This is a genomic window from Paraburkholderia sp. WC7.3g (assembly GCF_050436345.1).
In the GTDB taxonomy this organism is placed as follows: domain Bacteria; phylum Pseudomonadota; class Gammaproteobacteria; order Burkholderiales; family Burkholderiaceae; genus Paraburkholderia; species Paraburkholderia podalyriae.
In genome coordinates this window covers 1,846,695-1,861,261 of record NZ_JBNDMA010000001.1, presented here as the reverse complement: position 1 = coordinate 1,861,261, position 14,567 = coordinate 1,846,695, and the positions used below count along the sequence as shown (strand labels likewise).

12 protein-coding genes and 1 pseudogene are annotated in these 14,567 nt (G+C 62.7%); 6 read left to right on the top strand and 7 right to left on the bottom strand.

Going from position 1 to position 14,567, the window contains the following annotated elements; genetic code table 11:
• Positions 1-30: 30 nt before the first annotated feature.
• From OKW43_RS08625 to flhC, 3 genes are all read left to right on the top strand, one after another.
• Positions 31-879: a helix-turn-helix domain-containing protein gene (locus OKW43_RS08625; protein ID WP_429446554.1), complete on the top strand. Its 849-nt coding sequence runs from the start codon at positions 31-33 to the stop codon at positions 877-879.
• 595 nt (positions 880-1,474) lie between these two features.
• Positions 1,475-1,795 (top strand): flagellar transcriptional regulator FlhD, encoded by a 321-nt coding sequence (gene flhD / locus OKW43_RS08620; RefSeq protein ID WP_018434215.1) that lies wholly within the window; start codon positions 1,475-1,477, stop codon positions 1,793-1,795.
• A 14-nt stretch (positions 1,796-1,809) separates the two neighbouring features.
• Positions 1,810-2,379 (top strand): flagellar transcriptional regulator FlhC, encoded by a 570-nt coding sequence (gene flhC, locus OKW43_RS08615; RefSeq protein WP_187635738.1) that lies wholly within the window; start codon positions 1,810-1,812, stop codon positions 2,377-2,379.
• Between the two features lie 239 nt (positions 2,380-2,618).
• Here flhC and OKW43_RS08610 read toward each other — a convergent pair whose 3' ends face one another.
• Genes OKW43_RS08610 through OKW43_RS08595 form a run of 4 tightly spaced genes read right to left on the bottom strand, consistent with a single transcriptional unit; the run spans position 2,619 to position 9,650 of the window.
• A complete protein-coding gene (locus OKW43_RS08610; protein ID WP_429446551.1) occupies positions 2,619-4,286 on the bottom strand; it encodes an efflux transporter outer membrane subunit in 1,668 nt (555 codons plus the stop codon).
• Between the two features lie 13 nt (positions 4,287-4,299).
• Entirely contained in the window at positions 4,300-7,485 is a 3,186-nt protein-coding gene (locus OKW43_RS08605; protein WP_429446549.1) for an efflux RND transporter permease subunit, read from the bottom strand.
• Between the two features lie 43 nt (positions 7,486-7,528).
• On the bottom strand, positions 7,529-8,749 hold the full coding sequence (locus tag OKW43_RS08600) for an efflux RND transporter periplasmic adaptor subunit (RefSeq protein WP_429446547.1): 1,221 nt from the start codon (positions 8,747-8,749) through the stop codon (positions 7,529-7,531).
• 34 nt (positions 8,750-8,783) lie between these two features.
• Positions 8,784-9,650 carry an alpha/beta hydrolase gene (locus OKW43_RS08595; RefSeq protein WP_187635733.1) on the bottom strand — a complete coding sequence of 289 codons (867 nt, stop codon included), beginning with the start codon at positions 9,648-9,650 and terminating at the stop codon, positions 8,784-8,786.
• 175 nt (positions 9,651-9,825) lie between these two features.
• On the opposite strand from OKW43_RS08595, the gene OKW43_RS08590 reads away from it, so the two are divergent.
• The 3 genes from OKW43_RS08590 to OKW43_RS08580 all read left to right on the top strand — a co-directional run bounded on the left by OKW43_RS08590 (position 9,826) and on the right by OKW43_RS08580 (position 12,605).
• Positions 9,826-10,830 (top strand): LysR family transcriptional regulator, encoded by a 1,005-nt coding sequence (locus OKW43_RS08590; RefSeq protein ID WP_187635732.1) that lies wholly within the window; start codon positions 9,826-9,828, stop codon positions 10,828-10,830.
• Positions 10,831-11,039: 209 nt separating this feature from the next.
• Positions 11,040-11,345, top strand: coding sequence for a DUF4148 domain-containing protein (locus OKW43_RS08585; RefSeq protein WP_187635731.1), 306 nt, complete (start codon positions 11,040-11,042; stop codon positions 11,343-11,345).
• A gap of 279 nt (positions 11,346-11,624) precedes the next feature.
• Positions 11,625-12,605: an aldo/keto reductase gene (locus tag OKW43_RS08580; protein WP_187635730.1), complete on the top strand. Its 981-nt coding sequence runs from the start codon at positions 11,625-11,627 to the stop codon at positions 12,603-12,605.
• A 28-nt stretch (positions 12,606-12,633) separates the two neighbouring features.
• Here OKW43_RS08580 and OKW43_RS08575 read toward each other — a convergent pair.
• The 3 genes and pseudogenes from OKW43_RS08575 to OKW43_RS08565 form a co-directional block, all read right to left on the bottom strand.
• Positions 12,634-12,739 (bottom strand): annotated as a pseudogene (locus OKW43_RS08575) (IS5/IS1182 family transposase); the annotation flags it as partial.
• Between the two features lie 28 nt (positions 12,740-12,767).
• Positions 12,768-13,367: a hypothetical protein gene (locus tag OKW43_RS08570; protein WP_429446544.1), complete on the bottom strand. Its 600-nt coding sequence runs from the start codon at positions 13,365-13,367 to the stop codon at positions 12,768-12,770.
• A 293-nt stretch (positions 13,368-13,660) separates the two neighbouring features.
• Positions 13,661-14,542: a DUF6024 family protein gene (locus tag OKW43_RS08565; RefSeq protein WP_429446542.1), complete on the bottom strand. Its 882-nt coding sequence runs from the start codon at positions 14,540-14,542 to the stop codon at positions 13,661-13,663.
• Positions 14,543-14,567 lie beyond the last annotated feature (25 nt).

Sequence of the window (14,567 nt, the reverse complement as noted above, 5' to 3'; positions counted from 1 at the left end):
TGCTTGCGCGCTTCGACTATGATCGGTGGCATGAACACACTCTCTATCGCACAAACGGCTCCGTCATCCGCGCCGACTGCCACCCGCGCGGTCGGCGATCTGCTTCGCGAATGGCGGCAGCGGCGGCGCATGAGTCAGTTGCTGCTCGCCACGGAGGCCGACATTTCGACGCGCCATCTGAGCTTCGTCGAATCAGGGCGCGCGCTGCCGAGCCGGGAAATGGTCATGCATCTGGCCGAGCGCCTCGACGTGCCGTTGCGCGCGCGCAATGCGCTGCTCGTCGCGGCCGGTTACGCGCCGCTGTTTCGCGAACGCCCGCTCTCCGACCCGCAGCTCGCCGCCGCGCGTGAAGCCGTCGAGTTGGTGCTCAACGGACACGAGCCCTACCCGGCACTCGCGATCGACCGGCACTGGACCATCGTCGCGACCAACAATGCGATTGCGCCGTTGTTGAGCGGCGCGAGTCCCGAACTGCTGAAGCCGCCGGTCAACGCGCTGCGCCTGAGCCTGCATCCGCAAGGCATTGCGGCGTCGATCGTCAACTGGCATGCGTGGCGCGAGCATGTGCTGGCCCGGCTGCAACGGCAGATCGACGTCAGCGGCGACGACACGCTGAGCGCACTGCGCGACGAACTGGCCGCCTATCCCGCGCCGCCGGATGCCGACGCCACCACGCCGGACGATGCGGCTCTCAACCAGATCGCCGTGCCATTGCGGCTGCGCACGCCGCTTGGCGTGCTGTCGTTTTTCAGCACCACCACAGTCTTCGGCACGCCGGTGGACGTTACCCTGTCGGAACTCGCTATCGAGGCGTTCTTTCCGGCGGATCAGCAAACCGCCGCGGCACTGCGCGAGTTTGCCGAACATCAGCGCGGCTAGCCGCCCGCGCGCCCCGTCCGCCCGACTCACCGAGCGATTCGCCAGACCGGCTACTGATCCTTACTGCGTCGTTACAAATTTCCGGCTCCGCCTTGCAGAGTTTGTAACCGGGGGTGCATCACCGCGTTACAACCTCGATCTGCCCCTCACGCGCCGTCCAGTGCGAGTATTTATTACCGCCAATTCCATCGCTTTCTATTCCCTTTCTGATTTCGAGCCAATTTGCCGATTGCCTGACAGGGTGGCCCGGCGCTCGAACCGTTGCGCGAGATTCCCACCCAGCAAGGGTTTTCATGGATTAGAAGGGAGTCTCGAAAGGCTGAAAATCCACCTCGCATCATTCGTTACAATGGCGTGAAAAACTTACCGAAAATTGATGCATTTTTTTGAGATATTTTTTCGACAAGGGATTGCTTTCTGGTTTTACGCTTCATACAATTCGTCCGAGCTGTTACGAAATGTAACGTCTTGTATCAAATGTTCGCTGTCTGTCGCAGATCGCAACACGTAGCCGGAGGCAACGTTTCCGGCGAGGCAGAAAAGACATAACGGCGCAAAGCCGACATAGTAATTCGGGGCTTCGGAAACAGAAAAAATGGACCGTAGCAGCGAGACGCTGGATTCAATCCGCGAGATCAACTTGTCTTACATCATGCTCGCGCAACGCATGTTGCGCGAGGACAAACCGGTCGGAATGTTCCGGCTGGGACTGTCGTCGGAACTGGCCGACTTGCTTGCCGGGCTGTCGCTCGCGCAGATCGTCAAGCTGGCCTCTTCCGACCAGCTTTTGTGCTTCTTCCGCTTCAACGACCATGCGATGTTGTCGGCGTTGACGCAAACGACGAAGCACGCCGCCGTTGCACCGACCCACACGGCGATCCTGCTTGCAGGCCAGCCCGCCGAGCAATTTGCCTGATCGAGGTGACTGCAATGCTCAAGCGAAGCCTGACCGAAGATGCACAGGAAGTATTTCGCGCGATCGCGCTGATCGAGCTCGGCGCCCGCATGCAGGTGCTCGAGAGCGAGCTGACGTTGTCGCGCGACCGTATGATTCGCCTGTATCGCGAGGTCAAGGGCGTATCGCCGCCCAAAGGCATGCTGCCGTTCTCGGCGGACTGGTACATGACGTGGCTCGCGAACATTCACGCGTCGCTGTTCTACAACACGTATCTGTTCCTGAAGAACGAGGCGCGTTGCTCGCATCTGGATGCGCTGACCAAGGGCTATCGGCTGTATCTCGAACACTGTCGGCACAGCGAAACCGAAGCCGTACTGGATCTGACGCGCGCGTGGACGCTCGTGCGTTTCTTCGACGCGGACATCCTGCAGCTGACCAAATGCTGCCGCTGTACCGGCAAGTTCGTCGCGCACAAGCACGACCTGCAGCACAACGTCGTATGCGGCGCGTGCCAGCCGCCGTCGCGCGCCGGCAAGACGAAGAAGGCGGCTGCCGCCCGCCAGCAAGCGCTCGGCGCAGCGCAGGTCGCGCAGGCCGCCTGATCGACCGATTCTCCCGACGCGAGACGCGGCAGCCCGATTCAAACCGAAGCTCAGATGATTCCGCGCAGTGATTGAACTGCGCGGTTTTTTTTCGCCTTCGCGCCGCGCAAAGCCGCAAACCAGCGTGCCGAATGCCAAGCGCGAAAAAGGATTTGCACGAAAAAACGCCGGACGGCGCTTGCGCGCGGCCCGGCGTGGGTGACGTGGTTGATCAGGCGCTGGCTAACACGGTTTGAACCTCAGCGCCTGGCCACCTGCTGTTGCGCGGGAACGGATGCGGTCCCAGCCGTGGTGTTGGAAGCCGCAGCCAGCGAAGCCGCCGCGGAGCCAGACGCATCGGCTGGCGTCGAAGCCGCCCCCACTGCCGTCCCGCCCGCCGCCACATCGCCCCAACCGCCGCCGAGCGCGCGAATCAGATTCACGGTCGCGACCGCCTGAGTACCGGCCAGATGGCTCGCCTGTAATTGCGACTGCAGCACCTGCCGCTCGCCATCGATCACGTCGAGGTAACTGACCGCGCCCTCCGTGTACTGCGTGCGCGACAGATGCGCGGCGCGCTGCGAGGCATCGACCGCGTCGTTCTGCTCGTGCATCTGATCGTCGAGCAAGCGCAGATCGGCGAGATTGTCCTCGACTTCACGGAACGCCACGAGCACCTGCTGGCGATATTGCGCGACGTCCTCGTCGTACTTCGAACGGGCCTGCGCGAGATTGGCCTTACGACGGCCGCCATCGAAGATCGGCACCGTCAGCGCGGTACCCGCGAGCGGACCGAGGATGAACGCGCGGCTCGACCACATGAACAGATCGCCGAGCGTCGCCGATTCAAAGCCGAACGCGCCGGTGATGTCGAGCTTCGGGAAGAACGCCGACTTCGCGAGCCCGACGCGCGCATTCGCTGCCTGCATCGCGCGTTCGGCTGCCGCGATGTCCGGTCTGCGTTCGAGCAGCGCCGACGGCAAACCCGGCGGCACGCGCACCGCCACCGGCGCGAGCGGTTCTTCCGCAAACGAGAAGTCCGCGGGCGGCTTGCCGAGCAGAATCGCGAGGCTATGCTCCGAGGCGGCCCGTTGCCGCGCCACGCCGACCGCATCGGCACGCGCGCTCGCGAGCTCGTTACGCGAGCGCGACAGATCCAGCTCGCTGATATCGCCTTCCCTGAAGCGCCGCTGGACGAGCTTCAGCGTGTCCTCGCGCAACGCGACGGTGCGGCGATACAGGTCCTGGTCCGTGTCGAGCTCGCGCAACTGGAAGTAGTTCTGCGCGACATCGGCCTGCAACGACAACTGCACTGAACGGAACAGCGCTTCACTCTGCTGCTCGTCCGAGCGCGACGCGTTCACGTTCGAGCTGACCCGCCCGAACAGATCCGCTTCATACGACGCGCCGACCTGCGCGCGCCAGATCGTGCCCGTCGTGCCGCCCGCACTGTCCGGCTGGAATTGCGACGCCGCCGACGCACGCTCGCGCGTCGGGCCGAAGCCCGCGTCGAACTTCGGGAACCAGTCGGACTTCGCCGCCTGCGTAACCGCGCGTGCCTGCTGCACGCGCGCGGCCGCGGCCTTCAGGTCCTGATTCGCCGCGGCGGCCTGTTCTTCGAGCGCGTCGAGCTGAGGGTCGCCGAACACCTTCCACCATTCGCCACGCAGCGCGTCGTCGGCGGGCTGGGCCGGCTTCCATGTGCCGGTGTTTTGTGCCGACGCGGCCGAACCAGCCGCCACTCCCGACGACGCCGCAGCCGACGTCGCCACCGCGGGCGCTTCCTTGAACGCCGCCGGCGTATCGACGTCGGGACGCTGGTACGTCGGCTCGACCGAGCAAGCGGCCAGCAGCGCGATCAGCAACCCGCTCGCGGCCGCGCGGCCCCATCCGCGCAAAGATACAAAGCGAGATTCAAAGCGTTTCATTGTTGTTTTCTCCTCAGGCGTCCGTAACGGGCGCGCCATAGCGCGGCGAATCTTTCTGCGCGACGTGAATCGTCCCGCCCGCGAGCGAACGCAGCACCACATAGAACACAGGCGTCAGCATCAGGCCGAACAGCGTGACGCCGAGCATGCCGAAGAACACGGCGATGCCCATCGCGTGACGCATCTCCGAGCCCGCACCGCTCGACAACACCAGCGGCACCACGCCCATGATGAATGCGATCGACGTCATCAGAATCGGCCGCAAACGCAGACGGCTCGCCTCGATTGCCGCCTGGAGCGGGCTGCGTCCATCGTGTTCGAGTTCACGCGCAAACTCGACGATCAGGATCGCGTTCTTCGCCGACAAGCCCACCAGCACCATCAAACCGATCTGCGTGAAGATGTTGTTGTCGCCACCGGTGAGCCACACGCCGGTCAGCGCGGACAGCACGCTCATCGGCACGATCAGGATCACCGCGAGCGGCAGCGTCAGGCTTTCGTACAGCGCAGCAAGCACGAGGAACACCAGCAGCACGCTGATCGGGAACACCCACATGCCCGCGTTGCCGGCGAGGATCTGCTGATACGTGAGGTCGGTCCATTCGAGCTTCACGCCGCGCGGCAGCACCTCGGCAGCGACGCGTTCGGCCGCGGCTTGCGCCTGCCCCGACGAAAAGCCTAGCGCCGGGCCGCCGTTGATGTCGGCCGCCGTGTAGCCGTTGTAGCGCACCACCATCTCCGGCCCGTACGTCGGCGTCACCGTGACGAGCGACGACAACGGCACCATGTCGCCCGCCGCGTTGCGCGTCTTCAGTTGCAGGATGTCGTCGGCGCGTTGACGGAACGGCGCATCCGCCTGCACGCGTACCTGATACACACGGCCGAAGCGGTTGAAGTCGTTCACGTACAGCGAGCCCAGATAGATCTGCATCGTGTCGAATACGTCCGTGACCGGCACGCCGAGCTGCTTCGCCTTCACGCGATCGAGATCGACGTTCAGTTGCGGCACGTTGATCTGATAGCTGGAGAAGGTCGGCCCAAGTTCGGGCGTTTGCGCCGCGCGCTTCACGAATGCTTCGGCAGCCTTGTTGAGTTCCGCGTAACCGAGTGCGCCGTGATCTTCGAGTTGCATCTTGAAGCCGCCGAGCGTGCCGAGCCCGAGCACCGGCGGCGGCGGGAACACTGCGACGAACGAGTCCTTGATCGCGCCGTACTGCTGGTTCAACGCACCGGCGATCGCGCCTGCCGACAGCTTCTTGCTGCCGCGCTCCTTGAACGGCTTCAGCGTGACGAACACGATGCCCGCGCTCGAACTATTCGTAAAGCCATTCACCGACAAACCCGGGAACGCCACCGCGCTTTCGACGCCCGGCTGCTTCAGCGCGATCGCGCTCATATCGCGGATCACCTTCTCCGTGCGATCGAGCGACGCACCGTTCGGCAACTGCGCGAACGCGATCAGATATTCCTTGTCCTGCGCGGGCACGAAGCCGCCCGGCACGACCCGCGCCACCAACACGGTCGCACCGACGAGGATCGCGTACACCGCGAGCATCGCGCCCTTGCGACGCAGCACGCCGGTCACGCCGCGGCCATAGGCTTCCGAACCACGATGAAAGACCTTGTTGAAACGCTTGAAGAAGCCGCCGAGCACACGATTCATCACACGCGTCAGCCAGTCTTCCTTCTCGCCGTGGCTGCGCAGCAGCAGCGCGGACAACGCCGGCGACAGGGTCAGCGAATTGAACGCCGAGATCACCGTCGAGATCGCGATGGTCATCGCGAACTGCTTGTAGAACTGGCCCGTGAGACCCGTCATGAACGCAAGCGGCACGAACACGGCGACGAGCGTCAGCGCAATCGCGATGATCGGCCCGCTCACTTCGCGCATCGCCTTGTAGGTCGCATCGCGCGCACTGAGCCCGCTTTCGATGTTGCGCTCGACGTTCTCCACCACGACGATCGCATCGTCGACCACGATCCCGATCGCGAGCACCATGCCGAACAACGACAACGCGTTGATCGAAAAGCCGAACGCAAGCAGCAGCGAGAACGTACCGACGATCGACACCGGCACCGCGATCAACGGAATGATCGACGCGCGCCACGTCTGCAGGAACACGATCACGACGATCACGACCAGCGCGATCGCTTCGAGCAGCGTATGGATCACCGCCTCGATACTCGACCGCACGAACTGCGTCGGGTCATAGACGATCCGGTATTCGACGCCGGCCGGCATGTCTTCGGCGAGTTCCTTCATCGCCGCGCGCACCTGCTCGGAAATCGCGAGCGAGTTCGCACCCGGCGCCTGATTGATCGCAAGCGCAACCGCGGGCTTATTGTCGAGCAGCGAACGCAGACCATATTCCGACGCCGCGAGCTCGATGCGCGCGATATCGCGCAGATAGGTCACGCCGCCGTCGGGCGCGGTCTTCACGACGATGTCGCCGAATTCGCCCTCGGTCTTCAAACGGCCGCGCGCATTCACCGACAACTGCAGCTGCGTGCCCGGCACCGACGGCGACGCACCGATCACACCGGCCGCGACCTGGATGTTCTGCTCGCGGATCGCGTTGACGACTTCAGTCGCCGTGAGACCGCGCTGCGCGACTTTCTGCGGATCGAGCCAGATACGCATCGCGTAGTCGCCCGAGCCCCATAGCTGCACTTCGCCGACGCCCTGAATTCGCGCGAGCCGATCCTTCACGTTGAGCAGCGCGTAATTGCGCAGATACGTCATGTCGTAGCGATCGTTCGGCGAGATCAGGTGCACGACCATCGTCAGCGTCGGCGAACTCTTGATCGTCGTCACGCCGAGCCGCTGCACGTCTTCCGGCAGACGCGGCAGCGCCTGATTGACGCGGTTCTGCACGAGCTGCGTGGCGAGGTCGGGATTGGTGCCGAGCTTGAACGTGACCGTCAGCGTCAGATTGCCGTCGCTATTCGCCTGCGACTGCATGTACAACATGTTCTCGACACCGTTGATCTGTTCTTCGAGCGGCGCGGCGACCGCCTCGGCGATGACCTTCGGATTCGCGCCCGGATACTGCGCGTGCACCACCACCGAAGGCGGCACGACTTCCGGGTACTCGGAAATGGGCAGCTTGAACAGCGAGATGATGCCCCCGAGCAGGATCAATACCGATAGCACGCCGGCAAAGATCGGGCGATCGATGAAGAATTTGGATATGTTCATTGGAAGCTCTTAACGTTGGAGCATGCGCGTTGGAACATGCGGCTCACGAATTGCCCTTCGCGCCGGCGTCCGCCTTGGCACGCGATTGCGCGAGCGCTGCGCTGTTCGGGTCGTCGTCGGTCGTCATCGGCACCATGTGCGCGCGCACCGCGTCGCCGGGACGCACGCGCTGGACGCCGTTGACGACGATGCGGTCGCCCGGCTTCAAGCCGTCCTTGACGACGCGCAGACTGCCTTGCATCGAACCCGTCGTGATCCCGCGATAAACGACGTGGTTGCCCTGATCGACGACCAGCACGAACTTCTTGTCCTGGTCGGTGCCGACCGCGGCGTCGTCGATCAATAGCGCCGGATGCGGTGAGCTGCCGCCCACCTTGACGCGCGCGTAGAGGCCCGGAATCAGTGCACCGTCCGCGTTGTCGAACTTCGCGCGCACGCGAATCGTGCCCGACGACGTGTCGAGCCGGTTGTCGACCGACTCGATCGTGCCGCTGCGCGAGTAGCCGGATTCATCGGCGAGACCGAGTTCGACCGGCACCTTGGCGCCGTCCTTCGCGCGGCTCAGGTATTGCAGGTACGTCTGCTCGTCCGCGTCGAACGACGCGTAGATCGGCGACACCGATACCAGTGTCGTCAGCGGCGTTGCACTCGCGCCAGCCGACACGACGTTGCCGACCGTGATCTCCGCGCGCGACACGCGGCCCGACACCGGCGCGACGATCTTCGTGTAGCCGAGATTGATGCGCGCGGTTTCCAGCGCGGCTTGCGCGGCCTTCAGGTTCGCGCTCGCCTCGCGCGCGGCGTTCTGCTTCTCGTCGTAGTCGCGTTTGGCGATCGCGTTGTCGACGATCAGCCGTTGCGCGCGTTCCCAGTCGCTTTGCGTGTAGCCGGTGCGTGCCTGCGCGGCCGCGAGCTGCGCTTCCGCGCGATCGACTTCGGCCGCGTACGGACGCGGATCGATCACGAACAGCGTGTCGCCCTGCTTCACGAGCGCGCCGTCCTTGAAGTTGACCGACACGATCGTGCCCGGCACCTGCGAACGCACGTCCACTTTCTGGACGGCTTCGAGACGGCCCGAATAGGACTGCCAGTCGGTGATCGTCTTCTGCACGACGGTCGCCACGTCCACTTCCGGCACGATGGTCGGCGCGGCCGGCGAGCTCGCATCGACACGAATCGCGCCGAACGTGCCAAGCCCGGCAAGCACGACGACGACCACGGCGGCTAATGCCACGCGGCGGCGGGAAAGAGGAAGGATAGTCATGTGTAGCTCCCGGTATCGTTGATTGAATTTCTGTTTATCGATGAGCGCGCGCGTCGAAGCGCCACTGGAAAAAACGCACCGCTTCCTGCAAAGCGGGCGGATGATCGGCGAGCGCCGCGTGCGACACGCTCGGAAAGCGCACCACCTGGGTCTGCACGCCCGCGTCGATCAGATTGCTTGCATACTTCTCGGCTTCGACGTGCAGCACGTCGTTCTGCGCGGTCGCGATCAGCGTGGCCGGCAAGCCGGCGAGCCGCGACGATTCGAGCGGCGCCGCGTACGGATGCATGCGCTGCGACGCTTGCGGCAGATACGCGCGATAACACGCGGCGCACTCGCGCGCGGTGATGTCCGAACCGAGCCGCCGCTCGTCGCCGAGCCGCGTCAGGCTCGGATCGAGCATCGGGCCGAACAGCGCCTGCGCGCTGATCTGCACGTCGCCACGATCCCGCGCGATGAACGCGAGACAATTGGCGAGTTGGCCGCCCGCGTCGTGGCCCGCCACGCCGATCTTTCTGCTATTGCCTCCAAACGCGCGCGCCCGCGTTTGCACCCACAGCGCCGCGCGATGCGCGTCTTCCGGCGCGGCTGGAAACGGAAACCGCGGCGCGAGCGAATAGCCGACCGACACGACCAGCGCCGGTAAGTGTTCCGCGAAATATCGCGCGGCGAAGTCCGCGCACTCGATCGAACCCTTCGTAAAACCGCCGCCGTGAAAATAAAGCAGCACCGGCAATGCGGTTTTTTTCGTCAGCCGATACAGGCGCAATGTAATGGGCTGAGCGTGCCCATCGATACCCACGTCGGTGACTTCAAGCGTTGCGTCATTGGCCTCAGCGCCTGTGTCTTCGGCGGCAACGCCGGTGGAAAAAGGCGGGTGCGGCGATTTAAATGCATCCATGTCGAGCCGCGCAAATGCGCATAGAACTTCAATGGTGCGAATTGTGGCTTCGGCAGACTCGCAAATAAATGCCTATAATCCGGCAACACAATTCGGTGCCTTTGAACAATCCCGTTGCGATTGTTTTCGCGGACTCCATTCCCGCCTGCGCACCTGCCCCTTCTGGAGGTTTGCAATGGACCGGCTTCAGGCCATGCAAGTGTTCACGCGTGTCGTCGACACCAACAGCTTTACCCGCGCAGCGGAAACGCTCGATCTGCCGCGTGCATCGGTTACTACGATCATTCAGAACCTCGAAGCGTTTCTCGGCACGCGGCTGATGCACCGGACCACCCGGCGTCTGTCGCTAACGCCCGATGGCGCCGCGTACTACGAGCGCTGCGTGCGCATCCTCGCGGACGTCGAAGAGACCGAGGCGAGTTTCCAGAGCGGCAACAAGAAGCCGCACGGCAAGCTACGCATCGACATGCCGGGTTCGATTGGCCGCCTGCTCGTGATTCCGTCGCTGTGCGAATTCCACACGCGCTATCCGGACATCGATCTGCAACTGGGCCTGACCGACCGGCCCGTCGATCTGTTGCAGGAGGGCGTCGATTGCGTGGTGCGGGTCGGCGCGCTGCAGGATTCGTCGCTGGTCGCGCGCCGCATCGGTCTGTTCGAGGGCGTGACCTGCGCGTCGCCCGACTACATCAAGCGTGCGGGCGTGCCCGCTTCGCTCGAAGATCTCGACAATCACAAAGCCGTCAACTACTTCTCGAGCCGCACGGGACGCACGCTCGATTGGGCGTTCCTGGTGAACGGCGACGAAGTGGAAGTGAAGATGAAGAGCATCGTGTCGGTCAACGACGCGGATGCCTACGTGACCTGCGGACTCGAAGGCTTCGGCCTGATTCAGCCGGCGCTCTTCATGGTGCTGCCGCATCTGCGCTCGGGTCAGCTCGTCGAAGTACTTCCGGAATGGAAACCCTTGCCGATGCCGATTTCGGCAGTCTATCCGCACAGTCGTCATCTGTCGCCAAAAGTCCGTGTTTTCGTAGACTGGATCGCGGAGCTGTTTGATCGTTGCCCATTGCTGAGCGGACGCGGCAGTCTCGACGCCACCTGCACCAAGCGCACGTTCGAGCAGCGCGAGTCCGCGCCGGCACTCGACACGCCGGTGATGACCGAATGGCTCGCATGAAGTCCGGTAAGTGAAACAGTGAATTCCAGCCGCGGCGCCAATGCCGCGGCAACTGTGCAATCGCACCTCTGCTGCAGCCCTTCCCGCGATTGTTCCTGAATCGCGACAATTCATTTCGCAAAACCGCGATTTATCCGCACTACGTCGACGTCTACATTTCATCCTGTCGCAGCGCCACCGCGCTGCCAATGAATCGACAGGAGTGAATCATGAAGCGCAATCTGTTGGCTGGCCTCGTTCTTTCACTGCTCGTCAGTGCCCCGGCATTGGCGCAAGGCGGCGGCGGTATCGGCCGCGCGGGAACGTATGACACGCAACCGGCGCCGACTGCAAGCGCGAAGACACGCGCCGAGGTCAAGGCGGAACTGGTCGCCGCGTATCGCGACGGCTCGCTACCCTCACTGAACCGCACCTCGTATCCGGACAAAGGCCTGATCGGCCAGACGCAAGCCGCGCGCATCGCGTTGCAGGAAGGGACGAACGGCGAAGTGACACGGGTTGCGAACGGCCGGTAACGAGTTGAGAGAAGGAGCACATCATGACACCATCGGAACTCGATCACTGGAGTACGGACACGCCCGTGTGGACACCGTATCGTCCGGTGCAGCATTGAGCGTTAGCAGTCGTTCACGGCATTCGCCGTCATGCGCCCGCGAAGTGGCTTCGCGGGCGCATTGTCATTGGAGCGATCGAAAGCGGGTGCGGCCCGTGACGACGCGCTTGGCGTCGTTTCCCTATAATCGAAAATCTTTTCCTCGCAGCGGGTTTGTGCGCTTCACTACCGGAGCACGACGATGGACTATGTGAAACTCGGCCGTACCGGCCTCGATGTATCGCGTCTTTGTCTTGGCTGTATGAGTTATGGCGTGCCGTCGCGCGGCACGCACCCGTGGTCGCTCGACGACGAAGCCGCACGGCCTTTCATCAAGCAGGCACTCGATCACGGCATCAACTTCTTCGACACCGCCAACGTCTATTCGGACGGCACCAGCGAGGAAATCGTCGGCCGTGCGCTGAAGGACTTTGCGAAGCGCGACGAGATCGTGCTCGCCACCAAGGTGAATAGCCGCATGCATGCGGGGCCGAACGGCGCAGGTCTGTCGCGCAAGGCGATCATGGCGGAGATCGATCATAGCCTGCGACGTCTCGGCACCGACTATGTCGACCTGTATCAGATCCACCGCTGGGACTACGGCACGCCGATCGAGGAAACGATGGAAGCGCTGCACGATGTCGTGAAAGCCGGCAAGGCGCGCTATCTCGGCGCGTCGTCGATGTACGCATGGCAGTTTGCCAAGGCGCTGCAAGTGGCCGAGCGCAATGGCTGGACGCGCTTCGTGACGATGCAGAACTACGTGAATCTGCTGTACCGCGAAGAAGAGCGCGAAATGCTGCCGCTGTGCGAAAGCGAGGGCATCGGCGTAATTCCGTGGAGTCCGCTTGCACGCGGACGTTTGACGCGCGACTGGGACACCGAGAGCGCGCGCTCGGAAACCGACGAATTCGGCCGCACGCTGTACGCGCACACGCAGGAAGCGGATCGGCGCGTCGTCGAGCGGGTCAGCGACATCGCGAAGGAGCGCGGCGTGCCGCGCGCGCAGGTCGCGCTGGCATGGGTGCTGCAGAAGAAGCCGATTACCGCGCCGATTGTCGGCGCTACCAAACTGCATCATCTCGACGACGCGGTCGCGGCGCTTTCCTTAAAGCTCAGTGATGAAGAAATTCACCGGCTCGAAGAACTGTATGTGCCGCATGCGGTGACGGGGTTCAAATAGGCAAATGACAGGCTTGTCGCGGAGCGTCAACAAGCTCCTTCGCAAACGAGATATCGTGGACGTGACCTTCCGTCACGATCAGTGATAACGGCCTGCGGACTGCATCCACTGCCAGATGCAGCCCGGTAAGCAGGCTAACACTTCAGCGAATGTGAACGAAGCCTAGCAATCGCCTGCCACACGCAGATACGAGCGCTGCCTCACCTGCACGACATGAATCAACACCGCGCTCACTGTCACGGCACCGCCCGCGACGACTTGAAGGGCGGGTCTTTCGTTGAATGCAATCCAGATCCATAGCGGCGCGAGTGCCGTTTCGAGGAGCAAGAACAGCCCCGTATTGGCTGGTGGAATGAAGCGCGCGCTGAGCGTGAGCAAGCCGAGCGATAACGGCATGACGAATGCGCCCTCGAACAACATCCAGATTGCGCGCTCGGAAATCAGCAAAACCGGAATTTTGCTTGCGAGCGCAGGCTGACTGACGATCACCAGCAACGATGCGACAAGCGCGCCAAGCGAAGGTAGACCAACACTACCGCCTTCCACACGAGATGAACACAGGAATGCTAGTGCCATTGACACCGCAGTGGCAAGAGCAAAGCAATTTGCAGCGAATGCGCCGCCTCTTGGCCCGACGTCGATCACCAACGCGACCCCGCTCATGGCAAGTGTCGCGGTGGCCAACATCGCACGATCGATAGGTTCCGAAAAGAAGGCGCGACCAAGAAGCGCGGAAAGGAACGGCGTCGATGAGATGATCACGAGTACGGACGCGACTTCCCCGTGCGCAATCGCATTGACGAATGTCGTTGACGCAATCGCAAAGAAGAAGGTCGGCCATACATTCTGGCGTGTCACCCACGGTTTGCCGATCCAAGGCCGCCAACGCGGCACCAGGTAGTAGATCATCACGAAGGCGGTCCACATCAGGAGGCCGCGCATGACAACGATCTCCCACGCGTCTTCGAGGTGCATGAGCCTGATGAGGAGCGCGTCGGTGCTAAGCAGCACGCCACCAGCGATTCCGAGGCTGGTTCCATATAGTTTGCTTGACTTCATTGTCGGGTGAGTCGAACGAGAGTGGCATGGATGTCGGCGGTAAACTCGACAGGATCGTCGTCAATGGTTCCGCGCGCCCATTTTGCGATCCTGAGTACATCGAATTCCGCAAAGTAAGTCGCCCCTGCTTCGTGCAGTGCGGCTTTGCTCAGACGCGGAAAGGCCCGATGGCGAAAACACGCGAACGGCAGCGGAAAGTCGAGGTCGGAAACACAGACAATTGAAGCATCGACAAGCCTCGCTTGCACATTTCCAGGCGTCGCCTTATTGAACGAGCATGCGCCTGAGCGTTCCAGATTGTTCAGAGCTTCGATCAAGGGGGCTTGCGAAGCCGTGGCCCTCTCGAGTTCGTCCAGCAAGTCATGTTCCGGTATCATCGCGAGATCGCGGCGGACGGCGATCAAGGCGAGACCGACCGTGAGCCCCGCATGCTTGTGCAAGGGAGCGACAAACACATTGGCGGTTTCAAGCAAAACTGCGTGCAGGTTGGTCGCAAAGCTATGCGAGGCATCTACGATCTCCAGCGGCGACCCTGACCGATACAATCGAGACACTGTGCCAACGTACGGTGCTACGTGCGTTGTGATCCAGGCGTCGCACGCGTTATGCTTCCAGGATATCGGCTCGCGGAACAACTGTGCTATAGGCGCGTAGTGCGAGCCAGCTCGCAGACCGACTCGTCTCCCAGTCAACTCGATCCATTGCTTGAGTGCCAGTAGGCCGTAGCGGACGGAAGGCACAAGGTGTACGGAGAACGCCTGCAAGTGATAGATTTCCGCCAGGTGGACGCGCAATTCGTCACGAAGCTGCTTTGTGTGACGGAACACATTTACGGTCGGATCAGGATGAAGAATTGGTGCGATTGAGGCGCTGTCCATATCTGAGTCCAGGAAGCGGGTGCGG